Origin of the sequence: Bacillus sp. FSL P2-0099 (assembly GCF_038007445.1) — a bacterium.
GTDB lineage: Bacteria > Bacillota > Bacilli > Bacillales > Bacillaceae_G > Bacillus_A > Bacillus_A mycoides.
Genome location: NZ_JBBOXE010000001.1, coordinates 4,187,796 through 4,207,137 on the forward strand (window position 1 = coordinate 4,187,796; position 19,342 = coordinate 4,207,137).

At 35.3% G+C, this 19,342-nt stretch carries 25 protein-coding genes and 1 pseudogene; 6 read left to right on the forward strand and 20 right to left on the reverse strand.

Annotation, left to right across the window (positions count from 1 at the left end; all coding sequences use genetic code 11):
* Positions 1-46: 46 nt before the first annotated feature.
* Together MKY90_RS21635 and MKY90_RS21640 are read right to left on the reverse strand one after the other, a co-directional pair.
* Positions 47-178, reverse strand: coding sequence for a hypothetical protein (locus tag MKY90_RS21635; RefSeq protein ID WP_002088613.1), 132 nt, complete (start codon positions 176-178; stop codon positions 47-49).
* 98 nt (positions 179-276) lie between these two features.
* Positions 277-504 (reverse strand): hypothetical protein, encoded by a 228-nt coding sequence (locus tag MKY90_RS21640; RefSeq protein WP_000032698.1) that lies wholly within the window; start codon positions 502-504, stop codon positions 277-279.
* Positions 505-575: 71 nt separating this feature from the next.
* Between MKY90_RS21640 and MKY90_RS21645 the strand changes: the two are divergent.
* Together MKY90_RS21645 and MKY90_RS21650 are read left to right on the forward strand one after the other, a co-directional pair.
* Positions 576-692: pseudogene (locus MKY90_RS21645) on the forward strand (GTP pyrophosphokinase).
* A gap of 128 nt (positions 693-820) precedes the next feature.
* Positions 821-1,456, forward strand: a complete 636-nt coding sequence (locus MKY90_RS21650) for a VC0807 family protein (protein WP_002015010.1) — start codon at positions 821-823, stop codon at positions 1,454-1,456.
* A gap of 67 nt (positions 1,457-1,523) precedes the next feature.
* On the opposite strand, the gene MKY90_RS21655 is transcribed toward MKY90_RS21650, so the two are convergent.
* The 10 genes from MKY90_RS21655 to comGA form a co-directional block, all read right to left on the reverse strand.
* Entirely contained in the window at positions 1,524-1,724 is a 201-nt protein-coding gene (locus MKY90_RS21655; RefSeq protein WP_002015009.1) for a YqzE family protein, read from the reverse strand.
* Between the two features lie 38 nt (positions 1,725-1,762).
* Entirely contained in the window at positions 1,763-2,260 is a 498-nt protein-coding gene (locus MKY90_RS21660; RefSeq protein ID WP_002129082.1) for a shikimate kinase, read from the reverse strand.
* Positions 2,261-2,411: 151 nt separating this feature from the next.
* Entirely contained in the window at positions 2,412-3,062 is a 651-nt protein-coding gene (locus MKY90_RS21665) for a 2OG-Fe(II) oxygenase (RefSeq protein ID WP_341092534.1), read from the reverse strand.
* A 173-nt stretch (positions 3,063-3,235) separates the two neighbouring features.
* Positions 3,236-3,607 (reverse strand): competence type IV pilus minor pilin ComGG, encoded by a 372-nt coding sequence (comGG, locus tag MKY90_RS21670; protein WP_098167362.1) that lies wholly within the window; start codon positions 3,605-3,607, stop codon positions 3,236-3,238.
* Complete coding sequence (comGF, locus tag MKY90_RS21675; RefSeq protein ID WP_002088620.1) at positions 3,604-4,065, reverse strand: competence type IV pilus minor pilin ComGF; 462 nt, start codon at positions 4,063-4,065, stop codon at positions 3,604-3,606. Before comGF ends, comGG begins: the two co-directional genes overlap by 4 nt.
* Complete coding sequence (locus MKY90_RS21680) at positions 4,049-4,345, reverse strand: hypothetical protein (protein ID WP_016100615.1); 297 nt, start codon at positions 4,343-4,345, stop codon at positions 4,049-4,051. The genes comGF and MKY90_RS21680 overlap by 17 nt, the downstream gene beginning before the upstream one ends.
* Positions 4,338-4,793, reverse strand: a complete 456-nt coding sequence (gene comGD, locus MKY90_RS21685) for a competence type IV pilus minor pilin ComGD (RefSeq protein ID WP_078184431.1) — start codon at positions 4,791-4,793, stop codon at positions 4,338-4,340. Before comGD ends, MKY90_RS21680 begins: the two co-directional genes overlap by 8 nt.
* Positions 4,790-5,089 (reverse strand): competence type IV pilus major pilin ComGC, encoded by a 300-nt coding sequence (comGC, locus tag MKY90_RS21690; RefSeq protein WP_002088623.1) that lies wholly within the window; start codon positions 5,087-5,089, stop codon positions 4,790-4,792. The genes comGD and comGC overlap by 4 nt, the downstream gene beginning before the upstream one ends.
* An 11-nt stretch (positions 5,090-5,100) precedes the next feature.
* Positions 5,101-6,138 (reverse strand): competence type IV pilus assembly protein ComGB, encoded by a 1,038-nt coding sequence (comGB, locus tag MKY90_RS21695; protein WP_016096112.1) that lies wholly within the window; start codon positions 6,136-6,138, stop codon positions 5,101-5,103.
* Positions 6,125-7,168, reverse strand: a complete 1,044-nt coding sequence (gene comGA / locus MKY90_RS21700; protein WP_002138337.1) for a competence type IV pilus ATPase ComGA — start codon at positions 7,166-7,168, stop codon at positions 6,125-6,127. Before comGA ends, comGB begins: the two co-directional genes overlap by 14 nt.
* Before the next feature lie 205 nt (positions 7,169-7,373).
* On the opposite strand from comGA, the gene MKY90_RS21705 reads away from it, so the two are divergent.
* The 3 genes from MKY90_RS21705 (at position 7,374) to MKY90_RS21715 (ending at position 10,095) form a co-directional block, all read left to right on the forward strand.
* Positions 7,374-8,069 carry a helix-turn-helix transcriptional regulator gene (locus tag MKY90_RS21705; RefSeq protein WP_002014995.1) on the forward strand — a complete coding sequence of 232 codons (696 nt, stop codon included), beginning with the start codon at positions 7,374-7,376 and terminating at the stop codon, positions 8,067-8,069.
* A gap of 281 nt (positions 8,070-8,350) precedes the next feature.
* Positions 8,351-8,593 (forward strand): DUF2626 domain-containing protein, encoded by a 243-nt coding sequence (locus MKY90_RS21710; protein WP_002088627.1) that lies wholly within the window; start codon positions 8,351-8,353, stop codon positions 8,591-8,593.
* 107 nt (positions 8,594-8,700) lie between these two features.
* The gene (locus MKY90_RS21715) at positions 8,701-10,095 is read left to right on the forward strand and encodes an L-cystine transporter (protein ID WP_341092539.1); all 1,395 of its coding nucleotides are present in this window, start codon (positions 8,701-8,703) and stop codon (positions 10,093-10,095) included.
* 80 nt (positions 10,096-10,175) lie between these two features.
* On the opposite strand, the gene MKY90_RS21720 is transcribed toward MKY90_RS21715, so the two are convergent.
* Together MKY90_RS21720 and MKY90_RS21725 are read right to left on the reverse strand one after the other, a co-directional pair.
* Positions 10,176-10,586, reverse strand: coding sequence for a hypothetical protein (locus tag MKY90_RS21720; RefSeq protein WP_165689457.1), 411 nt, complete (start codon positions 10,584-10,586; stop codon positions 10,176-10,178).
* Positions 10,587-10,655: 69 nt separating this feature from the next.
* Positions 10,656-10,871 (reverse strand): DUF3912 family protein, encoded by a 216-nt coding sequence (locus MKY90_RS21725; RefSeq protein ID WP_002034026.1) that lies wholly within the window; start codon positions 10,869-10,871, stop codon positions 10,656-10,658.
* A 252-nt stretch (positions 10,872-11,123) separates the two neighbouring features.
* On the opposite strand from MKY90_RS21725, the gene MKY90_RS21730 reads away from it, so the two are divergent.
* Positions 11,124-11,435 carry a hypothetical protein gene (locus MKY90_RS21730; protein ID WP_002165070.1) on the forward strand — a complete coding sequence of 104 codons (312 nt, stop codon included), beginning with the start codon at positions 11,124-11,126 and terminating at the stop codon, positions 11,433-11,435.
* Between the two features lie 35 nt (positions 11,436-11,470).
* Here the strand turns inward: MKY90_RS21730 and MKY90_RS21735 are convergent, their stop codons facing one another.
* The 6 genes from MKY90_RS21735 to MKY90_RS21760 form a co-directional block, all read right to left on the reverse strand.
* Complete coding sequence (locus MKY90_RS21735; RefSeq protein WP_002015119.1) at positions 11,471-11,959, reverse strand: hypothetical protein; 489 nt, start codon at positions 11,957-11,959, stop codon at positions 11,471-11,473.
* A 108-nt stretch (positions 11,960-12,067) separates the two neighbouring features.
* A complete protein-coding gene (locus MKY90_RS21740; RefSeq protein ID WP_215599348.1) occupies positions 12,068-12,445 on the reverse strand; it encodes a nucleoside 2-deoxyribosyltransferase in 378 nt (125 codons plus the stop codon).
* A gap of 97 nt (positions 12,446-12,542) precedes the next feature.
* Entirely contained in the window at positions 12,543-12,785 is a 243-nt protein-coding gene (locus tag MKY90_RS21745; protein ID WP_085960924.1) for a DUF3966 domain-containing protein, read from the reverse strand.
* A gap of 244 nt (positions 12,786-13,029) precedes the next feature.
* Positions 13,030-14,088 (reverse strand): undecaprenyldiphospho-muramoylpentapeptide beta-N-acetylglucosaminyltransferase, encoded by a 1,059-nt coding sequence (locus MKY90_RS21750; protein ID WP_063218900.1) that lies wholly within the window; start codon positions 14,086-14,088, stop codon positions 13,030-13,032.
* A gap of 18 nt (positions 14,089-14,106) precedes the next feature.
* A complete protein-coding gene (gene metH / locus MKY90_RS21755) occupies positions 14,107-17,505 on the reverse strand; it encodes a methionine synthase (RefSeq protein WP_341092542.1) in 3,399 nt (1,132 codons plus the stop codon).
* The gene (locus MKY90_RS21760; protein WP_098167356.1) at positions 17,505-19,337 is read right to left on the reverse strand and encodes a bifunctional homocysteine S-methyltransferase/methylenetetrahydrofolate reductase; all 1,833 of its coding nucleotides are present in this window, start codon (positions 19,335-19,337) and stop codon (positions 17,505-17,507) included. Before MKY90_RS21760 ends, metH begins: the two co-directional genes overlap by 1 nt.
* Positions 19,338-19,342: the final 5 nt, after the last annotated feature.

The following is a 19,342-nucleotide window of genomic DNA, read 5'->3' on the forward strand; positions in this document are numbered from 1 at the left end:
AGCTCCTTCAGATTGAAGGAGCTTTCTTTTAAGATATGTTCCCAGCCTATTCTCTATCTTCATTACGCTCTTGCTGTTTTTTCTCTGTCATACGTTTCTGATATGCACGATCCTTTGCACTTACATGGTTTGCATCAGTTGGAAGATTCTCTTTTGAACGACCAATTCCATTACTCATCTTTTTCGCCTCCTTTTTGCATGTTTCAAAATGCATCTTTATTTTCAGCTAGAGGCACAATCCTTATACAAAAAAATAAGAGCAGCCAGTAGCTGCTCTTACTCATTCACGTATTTTTGAAACATATCATGGATGCCTTGATTTACGAGGTTCGAGATCTGTTCGTCAGATTTATTCGGATAACGATCACGTAATCTGATAGATGCCTTCACCATTAAATTTTCTAATACAGAACGGCCACCTTCTCCATAAATAATTTCAGCATACTTAACCAGTCTTCCATCCTCTAATGTTGCTGGATTATGATTGAAGAAAAATTTACTCATTGTCTCCACCTCTCTTTTGATAACGTTTACATTTATATAGATTATTTATGTTATTTATTTCACAATATTGTATGCATGTATATTTAATTAGTTTCATTATAAAGTAACATATCAATAGTAAATATGTGATTTTCCATCCATTTTGTGAACAAATCAAAAATGAAAGCGTTTCCTTTATTATATACTAAAAAAACTTACTACGCTAGGGACAATTTTTTTAATCTACTAATCATCTACTTTTCTTTTTTTTATTAAACCTTATACAATTTTCAGAAATTATATTATAAAATATATGTATGACTTAAGGAGGATTTGTATGAATCAAAATAAAAAAGCTATATTAGATCTTGTCTTTTATCTCGTATTCCCATTCCTCATTTGGAAATTTGCAAAACCTTATATCGATCCTTATTACGCAATGTTAATTTCCTCTGTTCCGGGGATTATTTATACACTGTATACCTTTAAAAAAGAAAAACAGTTTAACGTTACAGGGTTCTTTATTTTAATTACACTCATTTCTAATACAACGGTAGACTTAATATCTGGATCAGCGGAACGAATGCTATGGAATGATGCATATTATCATATCGTACTTGGCTGCATCGTTATATGTACAATCTTTATAAAAAAACCACTTATGTTATATTTCGCAGCGGATATTTCAGCACTGCAAGGTCATGATCGTGATAAAAGTCGTGAGCTTTATCGTGATAGTCGTATATATCCAGCACTGCAATATTTAACACTATTTTTCGGCCTTCAATTTATATTAAAAAGCTTCTTGAAAATCTATTTCATCTCTGTTTTCGGTGTAGATGGATATGGTGAAATGAGAGCTATTATGACCGCTGTTGGCTGGGGTATTTCTATTTGCATCGGAATAGGGTTTGTATGGGTAAATAATAAGATACATGCGGTTACTGAAGAAAAAGAATCTGTGCAACAATAAATAAAGATCCCCTAGCAGCTTGTTGCACTAGGGGGATCTTTATTTTGCCAGACATATTACGAAAAAGTTAGCTTGATTTTTTTCTTTTATTTTTTACATTTCGATAAAACAAAGCAGCGCTCAGTGGCATAACACCAAACCATTTATTTAAGAATGGCTCTTTCTCCGCGCGACGTTGTTGTTTCTGTTGTTTTCGATCCTCTTTTGGAGCATCCATATATGACACAAATTGCTGTGTCACAAAGCGTACATAATCATTAGTAGACATATTATCATCACCTCTACTTGATTAGTATGTCCACTTTTTTATTCATTAATCTTTTGCTTTAATTCATTCATAATTTGCTTTACCGACTTATTTGTCGTATCGATATGAATATCAGCCTCTTCATAATAAGCTCGGCGCGATTCAAATTTCGTTATAAATGCATCTATATCTTTCTTCTGAAATAGTGGACGTGTCGTATCTTCACGAAGCCTTTCTGCAATTACATGTGGATCGCAATATAAATACACAACAGTTCCATTTTCCTTCATCCACTTTCGATTTTCCGCTCGTTCAATAATCCCTCCACCCGTTGTAATAATTACATTCTGAACCGGTAGTGAACGTAACATTTCACTTTCATATTCCCGAAAAGCCATTTCGCCTTCTTCGGCAAAAATATCACGAATTGCCTTCTCTTGCTTCTCTTCAATTTTTTGGTCTGTATCTACAACATCCATATGAAGTTCTTTACTTAACACTTTTCCAATTGTTGTTTTCCCGGCTCCCATATAGCCAGTTATGTATATAGATTTCATTTTCGTTCCTCTCAATCATCCGTTATTATTTGTTATTATAACGAAAGATGTTACTTTATTTAATAAAAAAACGTTTTGTTCTTCTTATGCTATGAAGAACAAAACGTAACATACTCACTATTTTCTCGTAATCAAACAAGCTGGCTCACTTTTACTTATAAGTACCTCTTCTCACCCACTGCGTTGCAATCCATTTCTCGCCCTTCGTAACAGGTGCCCCTCCATGTAACGTAAGCTCATTTAGTGATTGATCTTGATAAAAGTACTCAAAGTATACTGCCATTCCCTTTCTAGGGTGTACAGAAAGATTTAATTTCGGAAAGAATGTTTCTCCGCCTTCTTCTACATCATTTAAGTACATCACAAGAGTACTTATACGATTATTAGCAGCTGATCTACTATGTTCCGCAAAATAATCATAGTGCGCTTTATATTCTTGATCTACTTCATAATTTAAAATGTGCAATCCTTCTCCATGCGCTACAGGAACATTCGTGATAGATGAAATTCGTTTTTCAATCTTCGAAGTAAGTTCATTCTCTTCCAAAAATGCACCACTACTCGTTCGAATATCATTTACATCACGTGATGAACCAACTTTAGAACGTTTCATATTACTTTTAGACAATTCAATCAATTCAGCACACTCTTCATCACTTAATACATTTGCTAATACGACAATAAAAGGTTCTTCGAATTTTGAAATAATTTGTATTTCCCTATCCTCTGTCATAATCGTATTTCCTTTATGATCAAAAATAGTTTGTTCCTTACTTTCACCTATTTGATTGTTATTTGTCATTTTCTTATCTCCCTAGAAAAAATGATTGGATAGCATGAATATATCATATTCTTTCTACCTTTCTCTTTTTTGAGAAAATTTAAACTTTTGAACATCGTTCTTATCCCTTTCCTCAAAGAAATTGACTCCCTCCACAATAGAAACTCATGGTTCTTCTCCATATATTTTACATATTATCCTTCTACCCAATCAAATATTTTATTATCCTTTTTCCTATAGTGAAAGCTCACTGTATAGAAAACTCTCTGTTTTGTAACACATTGCAACGAAATGATAATAACATCATTTTCAAAGACGTACTTTCCACTCACTTCTCCTCTTTCATACTGAAATAAAAAAACATCCTCTTTTTCTTTTTGCTGTAACTCTCTTTTTATATCTGAAATAGCGCGATCAACAAGTTCCTCCATGAAAAAACTTTGTTCTATTTCAGAATAAAATTTTTTATCCGAAAGTAACATATTCGTTTCGTACATCAAAAAAGAAATGAATAAAATAAGAAAAATAATTGTTCCTGGCATTACAAATCCATTTTGTTTTCTCATGTTTCTATCTCAATTTCACTATAGCGCACAGCCACGCCTTCATATATTTCACCACTTATATCTTTCACATATATATATAACAAATGAGGTGTTAATTTATACGAAATCGCTTCAATCCTTTGTAATATAAATTCCCTTCCGCGCATATTTACTTTTCTTATCAGATTACTATTCAACTTTTCATACGTCACCTGATCACCATTACGAAGTTGGAAGCGTAAAATATTCCCACCGTTTTCTAGCTCTATCTTCCTCCCACTTAATACTTCACGAAACTCTAATTGCATTTGTCCTAAAAACACATCCCACTCCCAGTCATTTAATCCTTTTGAATGTGTATTTTCTATCCCCATAATATGAAGACGCGGTAAAAGTAAAAAGAACATTGATAAAAGCAACAAACATGCAATCATTTCTATTAATGTAAATCCCGCTTCTTTTTTATTTTTCCTTTGCATAAAGGCATTGCTCCATCGCTTTTCCTCTCCTATCTTTCCACATCGTACAAACCTCATCTCCTCTCCAATATGTGTAATATACAATTCCTTTTATGACTTGCTCTTTTACTCGCTTTTCCTCATTCTCATACTTAAATAAGGCCGCTTCTTTTTTTAATAATATTAATGCTTTATAGCTCATTTTTATATTTTTTCTTTCTTGCATAATTAATAATGTTTGCGGGAGCAATAACGATGCCGCCATCATTATTAAACTTAACGCTACAACCATTTCAACCATTACTGATCCTTTTTGACACTTCACGATACGTAAATCTCCCTCTTCCAAGCTGAAATACAATCTCATATTTATACCCTCGATAGGAAAGTAAAATCGTACCACCCCTATTAATATTCCCGCTCGGATTATATGTCATTGGATTTGGAAAGGTATGCAAATCCACTTGGACATCTTTATCATATTCTCTCTTAACAATTAAAAGGTCTGTCTCCGATTCCGAAATATAATACATCTGTTTCCCTTTAAACCAGCGTAACGTATAATGTTGTTGACGCTTAATCGCCAACTGCTGCATATACAAAATATCATTTGAAAACTGTTTCAAAAACTGCTCAACTTTTTGTTTTTCATGTAATGAAGTAACGTTAAAATGCGTAACAACACTCAGTACAGAAATAGCAAATAAGACAAGTAGCATTTCTAAAAGAGTAAAACCTTTTTGCTTCACGATTTCCCAGCTGATACCGTACCATCATCGGAAATATGGATTGGTTCACCTTTCGGGCAAGTTTTTGAAGTAATATACTTTCCTGTTTCAAGTTCCTCTATTGATGGAATCTTATTATGTTGCAAGTGATATGCTTGTATTTGTGCTTCTATAGATTTCACATAGGCTGCACATCCTTTTCCTTGGACGGATGAGCGCTGTGTAACTACATTTGGAATAATTAATAGTAATAATACAGTTATGACAACCATAACTAATAACATTTCTAAAAGAGTAAAACCCTCCTCATTCTGCATGTAAATGCCCCCTATATAGAATTCATCATTTGAAACATCGGCATAATCATCGCTAAGTACATCAAAATGACTATAACCCCAAGACATGTAAATAAAATGGGTTGAATCACAAATAACATACGTTTAATTTTTTGTTCTACCTTTTCAATAATGAGCTCACTGTAATCACCAAGCTCATTTGCTAAATTACCGTTTGCTTGTCCATGCGTAATGATATAAGAAAGTTCTTTCTCGTAATAACCGCTTTTATCAATAATAGATTGTAACGGTTCTCCTGCAATTAATTGTCGCTCAATTCGGTCTGCTTCATACTGAAAGAACGGATGATACTTTTGCTTCATCATTATTGTTAATGCTTCGTGTACGGACAATCCACCGTGTAATAAACCACTTAATTGAGTGGAGAAATAATGAGAATGATTTAAAATAAGAAATGTTTTCATAAGGGGAATACGGATCATAATCTTTACCTTTTGAGTAGGCGGAAGTTTTCGGAAATAAAATATATATAAACTAAATCCCGTTATAACGATAAGAACAATCATATAAATGAAGTAGGGTAATAATTTAATTGCAACTAAAATTTGCTCCGTAAGTGGTGGTGCTGTAGAACGTAAAGAACTATACATCATTTCAAACTGAGGCAATAAAATGAGGTTAAAAACAGAAAGCATAATCATTAAAAAAAATGATAAAAACATAGGATATCGCATTACTTTCATCATATCTTTCCTATATTTATCTTTCTTGTAAAGAAGTACGCTTCCTTGTTGCAAAGCAAAAGAAATGTCACCATGTCGCTCTGCATAAAACAAATAACTTAACATCTCAGAGTGAAACATTAATTGGTGAAAAGAAGCGTGCAAACTTTGTCCATTTTTCAATCCCTCGATCATACGCTGTAACTGTAATTTCTTCCCTAATGGTAGTTGCAACTGCAAAAATTCTAACGCCTGCAAAAGTGAGTAACCTTTCTCTAATAAATCACTTAATCTTTTACATAATAATGCTTGATCACTTAAACTCCATTTTCTCTTAAACATATACATCTTCTTCTAAAAAGCCTAAAGCATACCCTTTTCGAACCGACGATTCCAACGTTTTATAGTGATACGTAACATGTTCTCCACTTGCTTCTTTAATCGCTTGTTTTAATTCATATCCATATAACAGTTCATAAATGCTTGCCTGTCTCACTTTCCTCATTGATTTACATAAAGTTGCACACTTCCCTCTGCAAAATGGACATTTTAATTCGACGAGCCGCTGAGCAGCTACTGCTAATAATGATTGTTCAATTTCTTGCCTTGTAATACCATAATCCATAAATCGTAGTATCGCTCCTTTCGCATCATTTGTATGCAAGGTTGTCATTACTAAATGTCCCGTCAAACTGGCCCTTACAGCTACTTTTGCTGTTTCTTCATCACGAATTTCGCCAACTAAAATAATATCTGGATCATGACGCAAAATAGCCTTTAATCCTGTTTTATATGTGATACCAGCTTTTTCATTTATTTGAATTTGTAATAAACCGTCTTTTCTTTGCTCAACTGGATCTTCTAGTGTAATGATACGACGTGTTTGCCATTTTCTAGCTACTTCTAATAACGCATACATTGTTGTTGTTTTTCCAGAACCAGTCGGCCCAGTAAATACGAGTAACCCATGCGAATGCTTTAAAAAAGAGAGTAATTTTTCCGCTGAACTTGGAAATAACGAAAGGTGAGACAACGGCTGTACAGATGCTTGTAAATGGAGGCGAATAACGAGACTTTCTTGATATACTGTTGGAAGTGTTGAAAGGCGTAAATACACTTCTTGCCCATCAATTTGTAAGTACAACGAACCATTTTGAGGTTTTCTCCTCTCTCCTATATCCATTGATGCTAAAAATTTAAAGTGCGAAACAAGCTTTTCTCCAAATCCCTTTTCAATACACCGTTTCGTAATTAAATCTTTTCCAATACGTAATTGAATCGCCACATCCTTCTGCCTGGGCACAATATGTAAGTCCGATGCTTGCACCCCACAAGCTTCTTTCATAATCATATTTGCAAAAAGCTCGACACTATTCATCAAGTTTCCCTCCTCACTATGTATATATCATGAAAAAATGCACAAGAAAAATTAGAGATTTTGTATTTTCACTAGGAGAAAAAGGGAAAATATGTTTGTGAAATTATGAACAATTTCTGAATTATTGTCTGAAATTACCTATATGGAAGTTTATCTGTATTATAATGTTAATATCTTGGATAAAGTGATAAAGGTGGAGATCCTAATGGAACAAGCTTTAAAAATTACAGGTGTGTTATCTGACCCTACTCGTTATTACATTTATAAATATATTTCGCAAAAGCATAATTACGTAACTGTACAAGAAATTGCAGATGAGTTTAACATTCATCCAAACGTAGCGCGTTTACATTTATCTAAATTAGAAGATGTTAATATGCTCAAATCAGAAACAAAAAAAACTGGGAAAGGCGGCAGACCAAGCAGACTATACGTCTTGTCTCAAGATGTCATCCAGTTACAATTCCCATTTCGCGATTATCAATTGTTAGCGCAGATAGCATTTAATTCACTGCTAAGCTTAGGTAGTGCTGGTGAAAAAGCGCTATATGAAACAGGGAAACAATTCGGCAAAGAATTAATGCAACAACATATGCATCGCTTAAATGTAAGTGCAGAAGCATTGACGATAGAACAAAAAATGCTAATCGCAAAAGAAGCATTCTCAACAGCTGGCTTATCTCCTGCTTTTGAATTAAGTACAGATGGCACAAAAATTTTCTATGATGTACACAATTGCCCATTTAAAGAAGTTGCTGCGCATCATCCGACTGAAATTTGTAATATGCACGGAGATATGATGAAGGGGATTTTTGAAATCCTATTCCCGAACGTGGAATTAACACGAAACGATAGTCTACTAGATGGATGCAAATCTTGTAACTATAAAGTGAAACTTTAATCAGTGGGGGGTGTTCTTCCCCCACTGATTATTAGCCCGCACCAATCCCGCATTAACGGGCAGTTATCTCCCACCTAACTTCCTCGCATTTTGCCGAATTTTGAGGTGGGAGTTTTACTGCCCACAAATAGCGGGATAAAGTTCGAATTTAGTTTTTCAACTAAGAAGAAGTCAATATTATAATTGGCTTCTTTTTTATATGAATGAATATTTACAATAGTTAGAAAAATAAACTATAATGAAAAGAGGTTTTACTTTTTTTAGAAAAGGAGGGAGATGGCATGGAGCGCATGTTTCGCGTTCTTGGCTTTTGGACTGGAATTTTCTCGGTTATGTTTTACGTAGGGGATATGCATTCGGCCGCACTACTATTTTTAGGACAAACAGGATTCTTCGTACTTTTAAGTTATTTAAAATTAACAGAGCGTATGTATATATACGTATTCGGGGCATATTTAACCGTTTTCTTCATCGGATTTACATGGTACACAACATTTTTACTTGTCCCTGGAGCTGGGCATTAAGAGATGGCAAATTGCCATCTTTTTTTTAATTCCGCAATTCCCTAGTTGACTTATAGGTTTTATTACCTTATATTCTATATAACACATTGGAATTAGGGGGAATCAACATGAATACACTGCTTGTCGGGATTAACATCATAGTCATGCTCATTTTAGTTGGCGTATTGTATTATATGCAACGTAAGCATGTATCTTTTAATAAACGTGTATTTACTGCTTTAGGAGTCGGAATTATCTTTGGTCTTATATTACAATTTATTTATGAACCTACTTCTAAAGTAATTATCGAATCAAATACCTGGTTTAGTTTAATTGGTAACGGTTATGTGAAATTACTTCAAATGATCGTTATGCCACTTATTTTAGTATCTATTATTTCAGCATTTACAAAATTACAATTAACGAAAAACCTTGGTAAAATCAGTGGTCTTATTATCGGAATTTTAATTCTTACTACAGGAATTGCCGCAGCTGTCGGTATAGCTGCAAGCGCAGGATTTGATGTATCAGCAACAGGATTACAACAAGGTGATGCAGAATCTGCTCGTCTGAAATTAGTAGAAGAAAGATTTACTTCTATTGAAAAGACAACAATTCCAGACAAATTGTTAGAACTATTGCCTACAAATCCTTTTCTTGATTTAACAGGTGCTCGTCCAACATCAACAATTTCTGTTGTAATATTTGCAGCCTTTATCGGCATTGCCTTTATAGGTGTAAAACGAAAATATCCAGAACAAGCAGAGCTATTTAAGAAAATGCTTGATGCTGTATATGCAATCGTAATGCGTATGGTAACATTAATTTTACGTCTTACTCCATACGGCGTATTAGCTCTTATGGCAAAGACAGTTGCTGGTAGCGATATTAACGCTATTTTAAAACTTGGTAACTTCGTGTTAGCATCTTACGTAGCTCTTATCGTAATGTTTATCATTCACTTATTATTAATCGCACTATCTGGTTTAAATCCAATTCAATATTTGAAAAAAGTGTTCCCTGTATTAACATTTGCATTCACATCTCGCTCTAGTGCTGGTGCAATGCCATTAAATATTGAAGCTCAAAAAGAAAAGCTTGGTATTTCTGAAGGAATCGCTAACTTCGCTGCATCCTTTGGGGTATCTATCGGTCAAAACGGTTGCGCAGGTATTTATCCAGCAATGCTTGCTATGATGGTCGCTCCAACTGTAGGAATCGATCCATTACAACCACAATTCATTTTAACTTTAATCGCTGTCGTTTCTATTAGCTCATTCGGTGTTGCCGGTGTTGGTGGCGGTGCAACATTCGCAGCGTTAATCGTACTATCTACAATGAACTTACCAATCGGCATTGTCGCTCTTGTTATCTCAGTTGAACCATTAATCGATATGGGTCGTACAGCTCTTAACGTAAGTGGTTCTATGACAGCAGGTCTTATTTCTAGTAAATGGCTTGGTGAATTAGATCAGGATACGTACAATCAAGATGATGTAAAAACTGGTGAGATTGCTTCATAATAAAAAAAGACGCTAACAATTTATACTGTTAGCGTCTTTTTTATTATGTTCCATCTCTATACATCTTCTCTTGAAAGTTATCACTCCAAGTATTCTTCTAGTTGCTCTTTTAACTCTTCCTCAATCTCATAACAAGATTCATCAACAAGTTCCCCTACTTTCTTACTTCCCCAAATGCTTAATTGAATTTGCATTCCTAAAAAGATTCTTTCGCATTTCCAAATTGGAATATTATAAAATCCAATCATCTCTTTTTCTTCATCTAATATAGCTATGGCAACTGATGAATAATAACCCACCTCAAAAGGATGCTCTTTATCTTTAACAAGTTCCATAGATAGTTCCATGTTTTTCTCTATGTATAAATATGAATACTCTTTAAAAAGTTCAAGTGATATTCGCTCTATTCCATTCTCCATACATTGAATCTTCTCTTTCAACTCCAATGTAAGCTCCTGTGCTTTATATTTCATTTCCGCCTCCTTAAACATAGAAAAAGAGAATACAATAACATATTCTCTTTTCTCAAATATATTTCATTATCTCACAGCCCGTCCCTTTCACAAATAACCATTTTGCTCGCACCATGTATGAAATTGTCCTACATCTACTCCAACTAACACGATATCCTTTAGCTCTACATCAATACTTTGTTCTCCAATTACAATAGCAAAATGGGATTCTAATTGTTTTTCATTTTTCTTTACAGTTCCAATTCGGTTCCGATGCGGCCCATTTTTTATATATGCTTTTTGTCCTACAATATCAAAGTTCAAGATTCTCACCTCTTTTACTGCGCTCAAATTGGAAATACAATCTCCACCTCGGAAAATTTCCTTTCATTGCACTATTTCTCTATATATATGACGAAACAATAAAAGAGTCCTTCCTTCTTTACAATTATTTTTTCTTTGTTTCATTTTTATGATTGAAACGTAAAGTTTATAATAAAATACACTTGGAAGCGCTTTCTACGTAATTTTTTATGTTATAATATAAAAGTAGAACTTCGTAAAGAGGGTTAAAAAATGAATATAAACATGATTAACAAAGTAATTGAAGCATTAAAAGTATATGGCTTTCAGGATGTATCATTCTGTGAAGAAACGAAGCAATTTTTATTTCATAACGAAACCGATATTATGAGCGGCTATGCAGAAATAACATATAGTAGTCAATTCGAAAAATTTAACGTACAAATTCATCCAATTGAAACGCATCACCAAGCAGAGTTACAAGAGGTTGAAAGACATATACAAGCTTGCATACGAAAAGTAGAGTATTTAAATGCACTTCTTACTGGACAAACAAAGCTAGATGATAAAATTATTATTATGTAAAAAAAAAGAACGTGAAGCTATCACGTTCTTTTTCATTATACGTTCATTTTCCCCTTCAGCTGTAATCCTGTAACAGATTCTAATACATCCATCGCTTCTTCAAACGTCATATCAAAAATTGTCTTCTCTTCTATATAGGGAAACTGTCTAAAGCGCTTTTCTAACATTTTCACTGCATCCGATGTGAAGTTTGCGCTATCAATGCCAAATTCTGTTTCAAGAAGCACAATCCAATCTAACACATGAAAACCTAATCCATTTACGAATGAAATAAGTTTTTCTTCTGGCTGTGGAGATAAGAATACGTTTCGCTCCAGCTCACTGAAAAGTTCTTCTCCTAAAATTCCTGCTAACTCATCATCATGTTCGCGTTCAATAATCTCTTCATAACCGTAATCATCAACAAGCTCTTCTACTTCTTCACTATCCGCAAAAAGCAATTGACTAAGAATTGCATCTTTCTTAAATTCACTGTTTTGTACAACCTCTAAAAAACTTGTTTCCCATCCATTTTCTAATTTCATATTTATAACTCCTTTATATGCTTTACTTATAATAACTGTGCCCAAAATAGCCTAATGGTAACCTTCACTCTTTTTTTGCAATAAATATTTCTCACTGCATTCCCACGTCTAATATTCCACTTTATTCAATATATATGAGACAAGCCCCTCAATTTCTCCTTCGAAAATATCAACTTCTCGTAAATGGTAGAATGTCGTTTGCAACTCATTGCCCTTGTGATATATATAAATTTTCTTTTCTAAAGCAATTGCCATCCCTAATTCTGTATGACTTCCATTCCCACCCTCTAGTATGAGTAAGAAAACATCAGCTTCTCGTATCGCTTCTTGTTCTTCTTCACCAATCTTTTGCAATTGTTCTCTATTGGTTGCTCTTTCATTTTTCGTCCAATCATATGTATGCTGCCATCCCACTTCTTTCAACTGGCTTGATACGAAACGAACAAGATGTTTATTTTGAAATCCTGAAGCAATATAAAATTTCATTTATATTCACTCCTTAAATATGTATGGGGAAACTCCTTTTTTAGCGTTAATGGGATTTTTTCAAAAAAAATCCCCATCCTTAGAACTTATTTGCGTTTCAATGATGGGGTGCCTCATGATCTTCTTTTATTTTTTGTTTTTTATAACTTTCATCAGCTAACATTTCTAGTTCAGCTGTTATTTCTGATTTTTCAAGCTCTCGTTCTTGTGAAAATTTCCGTGAAATATAAACAATAACACTACCAACGTACAACACAAAGCATATAATAAGTGCAGTATTTTCATAGAGACTTAGCTCCAACACAGTCACTCCTAATCCATTCGTATTTTCACGCTTAATCAATTGGAATTTCCCTATTAACCATTTGTTACCCCGCTATTTGAGGGCAGTAAGACCCCCACCTCAAAATTCAGCGAAAACAAAGAAGTTAGGTGTGGGATTAACTGCCCGTAAAAGCCCGATTGGTGAGGGCTAATAATCAGTGGGGATGAACCCCCCACTGATTAAAGTTTCACTTTATTGTAACATAAAAATATCAATTCTTGGAATCTTTCATCCTACTAAAAAAGACATGATTGTTTAATCATGCCTCTGAAATATGTTGAATGATAGTTTTAATCGCTTCTTTTCCATTATATTTTTTTAATGCTATTTTATACGTCTCATTATTATGAGATAGCTCTTCTATATGCTTTATAAGTGAGTTCACCGTTACATCCTCTTCATATAATACCGATGCATACCCTTGTCTTTTAAAGGATTCAGCATTTAAAATTTGATCTCCACGGCTTGCAAATTTCGATAACGGAATTAAAACCATCGGCTTTTGCATTGTTAAAAATTCAAAAATCGCGTTGGATCCCGCACGTGAAATAACAAAATCTGTTGCTGCTAATATATCCGGCAACTCTTCATGTACATATTCAAATTGTCTATATCCTTCTTTATTTTGTAAGGATTCATCAAGATTTCCTTTTCCGCAAAGATGCACAATTTGATAATTTTTCAGAAGATTTGGAAGTGCCGATCGAACCGTTTCATTAATTTTCTTTGCGCCTAAACTTCCTCCCATAACAGTAATAACTGATTTCTTCCGGGAAAACCCTAGAAACTTTAAACCTTTTTCAAGATTTCCTCTTAGTACGTCTTCACGTACAGGCGATCCTGTATATATTACTTTTTCTTTCGGTAAATGTTTCGCTGCTTCTTCAAATGTAACAAATATTTTCGAGGCAAAACGGAGCGCAATTTTATTTGCTAGTCCAGGTGTCATATCAGATTCATGTAATAAAACTGGCACCCTATTTAGCCACCCTCCTATTACGACTGGTACGGATACGAAACCACCTTTTGAAAAAATAACATCCGGTTTTAGTTTACGAATTGTTACGTACGCATCCATAACACCCTTCATCACGAGAAAAGGATCTTTTATATTTTTCAAATCAAAATAACGACGTAGCTTCCCGCTTGCAATACTATGGTATGGGATTCCTTCTTTTTCTATAATCGTTTTCTCAATCCCTTGATGAGAACCAATATAAGAGATATCCCAGTTCTGCTTTTGTAAATGTGGAATAATTGCTAAATTAGGTGTTACATGCCCGGCCGAACCGCCACCTGTAAAGACTATTTTTTTCATACGTCTCCCCCTTCTACACTATAGTACACTAAAATACCTTGCCTCAGGGTGAGAAAATACCATAGCCGTTACAGACGCTTCTGGCTCCATCATAAATCCTTCTGTTAATGAAATACCAATTTCTTCTGGATGAATTAAGCGAAATAATTTTTCTTGATCAGCAAGTTCTGGGCATGCTGGATAACCAAATGATACGCGTATTCCTCTATATTTCGTACGGAATCTCTCTTCCATCGTCAGTTCAGGTGAATCTGGAATTCCCCAACGATCACGAATGAGCATATGTGTTTTTTCAGCAAGTCCTTCTGCTAATTCAAGTGCTAACGACTGAATCGCATGACTGCGTAAATAATCTCCCTTCGCCTTCCATTCCTCTGCAATATCTCGAACCCCTTCTCCAACGGTAACAGATAAGAAAGCGACATAATCCATCTCATCTCCAATCGGGCGTATATAATCTCCTAAAGTACGGTATGGTGCTTTCCCTTGTCTCGGAAATTCAAATCGCTCTATAATACGTGTGTGATCTTCCGGATCGTATATAATTATATTTTGTCCATCACTTTGCGCCGGGAAAAATTGATACACCGCTTTTGGGCGTAACCAAGATTGTCCTTCTTGTAATAATTCATCAATTAAATCATTTAGCTCATGTGCTCTTTTATCCCCTTCTTGCAAGAGTTTTTTTACGTTTCCTTTTAATCCAAGATGGTGTCCAATTAACATTTGTCTATTTAAAAACGGTGCAAGATGAAGGGCAGGAATATCCCGTAATACAACTCGTTTCGTCGAATCTGGCACTATAACAGTTGCTTTTGGCAACGGCTCAATAACTGCGGGAATTTCTATTTTTTTCTCCTCTTGTTTCACAATATGAAGATGGCGTTCCTTTTTATCTCGCTTCATCTTTTCACGTTCTTCTTCTTTTTGTAATTTGTTAATAATATCAAGACCTGTCATTGCATCACTTGCATAACATACGAGCCCTTTATAAGATGGAGAAATACGATTATCTGTAAATTTCCTCGTTAGTGCTGCACCACCTACAACAATTGGAATATCAATATTCGCTGCTTTTAAATCTTCAGCAGTCGTTACCATTTGTTGCGCTGATTTTACTAACAAACCCGAAAGGCCAATAATATCAGGTTTCTTTTCTTGTACTTCTTGAACAATTCGATCCGAACGAACATTAATTCCTAAATTAATAATTTCATATCCGTTATTTGATAAAATAATTTCAACAAGGTTTTTCCCAATATCATGTACGTCTCCTTTAACAGTCGCTAATAATACTTTCCCTTTTTTTGCACTCTCACTAGATTCCATATGTGGCTCTAAATAACTTACGGCAGCTTTCATACTTTCAGCACTTTGCAATACTTCAGCAACGATAAGCTCATTACCATTAAATAATCGCCCCACCTCATCCATTCCTGTCATAAGCGGCCCGTTAATAATATCCAGAGGTTTTCGTCCTTCTGTAAGCGCGAGACTTAGATCTTCTTGTAGTCCTTGCTTCGTACCTTCTACAATATAATTTGCCAGTCGTTCATCAAGTGTTAGCGTTTCTTGTATAACGACATCTTTCTTTTTGGCAACACGATAAAAGTTTGTAAATTTTTCTAACGTCTCTTTCGTCGTTTCAAATAATAATGCATCCGCAAGACGTTTTTCTTCCTCTGGAATTAACGCATAGCGTTCTAATTTTTCCGTATTAACAATCGCATAATCTAATCCTGCTTTCGTTGCATGATATAGAAAGACAGAGTTTAATACTTCACGTCCAGCTGGTGGTAAACCAAAAGATATATTACTCACACCTAGAATCGTTAAACATTCTGGTAACGCTTCTTTAATAAGACGAATTCCTTCTATAGTCGCTGCCGCTGAACCTATATATTCTTCATCACCTGTTCCTACAGGAAACACAAGCGCATCAAAAATAATATCAGATGGGCGTATACCATACTTTTTCGTTAGTAATTCATAGCTTCTTTTAGCAATCTCTATCTTTCTTTCTGCACTAACTGCCATACCATCTTCATCAATTGTCCCTACAACTATCGCAGCACCGTATTTCCGAAGAAGGGGTGTCACTTTTTCAAAACGTTCTTCTCCATCCTCTAAATTAATAGAATTGATAACACCTTTTCCTTGAATATAAGTAAGAGCTTTCGCCATAACATTTTCATCTGTTGAATCAATCATAATCGGTACTTTTAACACTTTCGTAACTTCTGCCAAGAATCTTTCCATATCTTCTATTTCATCACGATCAGGGTCTGCCATACAAATATCAATAATATGAGCATTTTTCTTCACTTGCGCTCTTGCCACTTCAGCAGCCTCTTCAAATTTCCCTTCTGCTACTAATCTTTTAAACTTACGCGATCCAATTACATTCGTCCTTTCTCCAACAAATAAGGGCCTCATAGAATCATCGTATTGCAACACTTCTAGTCCACTAATTCCATGTCCAACCCTTTCATGATGCTCACGAGGATTAATCGAGGCAAGCGCCGATTTCATTACACGTATATGTTCTGGTGTTGTGCCACAACAACCACCAATAATATTAATCCATCCTTCTTCAGCAAAACGTTTTACTTTTTCAGCAAGTGACGCTGGAGATTCGTGATAATGCCCATCTTCATCAGGAAGACCAGCGTTTGGATAACACGAAATATAACACTCCGATAAATCAGATAGGGAACGTATATGTTCCCTCATAAATTCTGGACCAGTAGCACAGTTTAATCCAACCGATAATGGCTTCATATGCTCTACCGATAAATAAAAGGCTTCGATCGTTTGACCCGCTAAAGTCGTTCCCATCGGTTCAATTGTTCCAGAAATCATAATAGGTACTATTTTGTTTAGTTCTTCAAACGCCGATTGAATTCCAATGTACGCAGCTTTCACATTACGCATATCTTGACTCGTTTCAACGAGTAATACATCAACTTCTCCTCTTAATAGTCCTCTCGCTTGCCTTGTATAGGCTTCAATTAACTCTTCAAAAGTCACACCACCTGTAACACTAATCGCTTTCGTCGTTGGTCCCATCGCTCCCGCAACATACACTTCTTTCCCACTTTCTTTAACCGCTTGCTTCGCCAAAAGCGCTGCCCTTTCGTTTAACTCTTCATCTAAATGAGACAATGCATAATCACTTAATACAATATTTGTTGCACCAAACGTATTCGTTTCAATAATATCTGCTCCAGCTTCAATGTAGACTTTATGAATATTTAAAATAACATCCGGTCTTGTTTTTACTAAATATTCATTACAACCTTCGTATTCTTCTCCTCCAAAATCTTCCGCTGTTAAGTCTTCTTGCTGGATCATCGTTCCCATTGCACCATCTAATATTAAAATTTCATGTTGTAATCTCTCTTCTATTCGTTTCATCAATTAATACCTTCTTTCACTTCTTGCTTTTCTCTCACATATTTCACGAGATGTTCTGTAATTTCATATTTTAAAAACGGTGTAATAAGATAAATACCGTTAAAGTATTTCATCGCCGCATCGATCAACTCTTGTGAAATACGAATCCCTTCCTCTATGGCTGCCTCTTTCGTTTCATGTCCATCCATTCTTTGTCTTATCTCTTCAGGGAGAGTAATACCCGGCACTTCAAAATGAAGAAAATCTGCGTTCCGCTTACTTACTAACGGCATAATTCCAATAAAGATAGGTTGTTCCAAATGCTTTATCGCTTCATATACTTCTTCTATTAAAGCAACATCATATATCGGCTGCGTTAAGAAATATTCAGCACCAGCATCAATTTTTCGTTCCATTCGCTTGACCGCTGCTTTTAAATGCCTTACATGAGGATTGAATGCACCTCCAACAGAAAATCTTGTTGCCGGACCAATTGATTTCCCTAAAATAGAGCGTCCGTCGTTCATCTCTTTAATCATTTTAATGAGCTCTATCGATGACAAATCATATACAGAAGTTGCACCTGGGAAATCACCAACGCGCGCTGGATCACCAGTTAAAGCTAGCACTTCCTCCATACCTAATGCTGATAATCCAAGTAAGTGAGACTGTAGTCCAATGACGTTATGGTCTCTACACGTTAAATGCGTCAATACTGGAATATCATGCTTCGTTAATAATGCACCCATAGCCATATTCGAAACACGAGGAGATGCTAATGAATTATCTGCTAGAGTAATAGCATCCGCTCCAGCCCTTTTCAGTGCTCTTGCCCCTTCAAAAAAACGCTGCGTGTCTAACGTTTTCGGTGGATCTAATTCCACTACAACTGTCGTTTGTTTCTTTGCCTTTTCTGCTAGAGTAACATGAGCTCTCGAACGCTTCTCATGTGTATGGACCACTTTAGGCCTTTGAATCGTCTCCTTTGCTATTACAGGTGTAACATTTGCAATAGCACGTTTCATTCCTTCAATATGTTCCGGGGTAGTACCACAACAACCACCTAATAAACGAATACCTTGTTCAATAAATTTCGGTGTCATTTCTTCAAAATACGCTGGACTTCCCTCATATACGTAACGCCCTTCCACATAATTCGGGAGACCTGCATTCGGATATGCTGATAAATAGCCATTTTGAGGAATCGATATCATTTTGAAAGCTTCCGTCATGTGAAGCGGGCCTAGTTGACAGTTCAACCCAACAACATTGGCACCGTAATCTAAAAGCTGTTTTAATATTTCATTGACATCATTCCCATTTTGAGTCGTACCTGCCTCATGTAACGCTAACTGAGCAACAATCGGAATATTCGTTTGTTTACGCAATACTTTAACCGCATGCAATAATTCAAATTCATCATAAAAAGTTTCTAATAGTAATCCATCAACCTGTTCTTCTAGTAAAGCACCTGCCTGCTCAAGTAACATAAATTCTCGCTCTATATCAGTCGTTGTAACAGCACCAATATGTTTCATACCTCCAATTGTCCCTAAAATTGCATTCCGATCTGTTACTGATGCTTTCGCAATATTCACTGCCGCTTTATTAATTTGGACAACTTGATTCTCTAGACCATACATGCGGAGTTTCGCTTCATTCGCACCATACGTATTCGTTTGAATAACATCCGCTCCAGCAGCTACATATTGTTTATGGATCGATATAATTAAGTCCGGATCAGACAAATTCAATTCTTCAAAACTACTTTGTAAACCATGCGAATGTAATAACGTTCCAACCGCACCATCACCTATTACAATTCCTTTTGATAATAAATCTAGTAATTTCACGAATC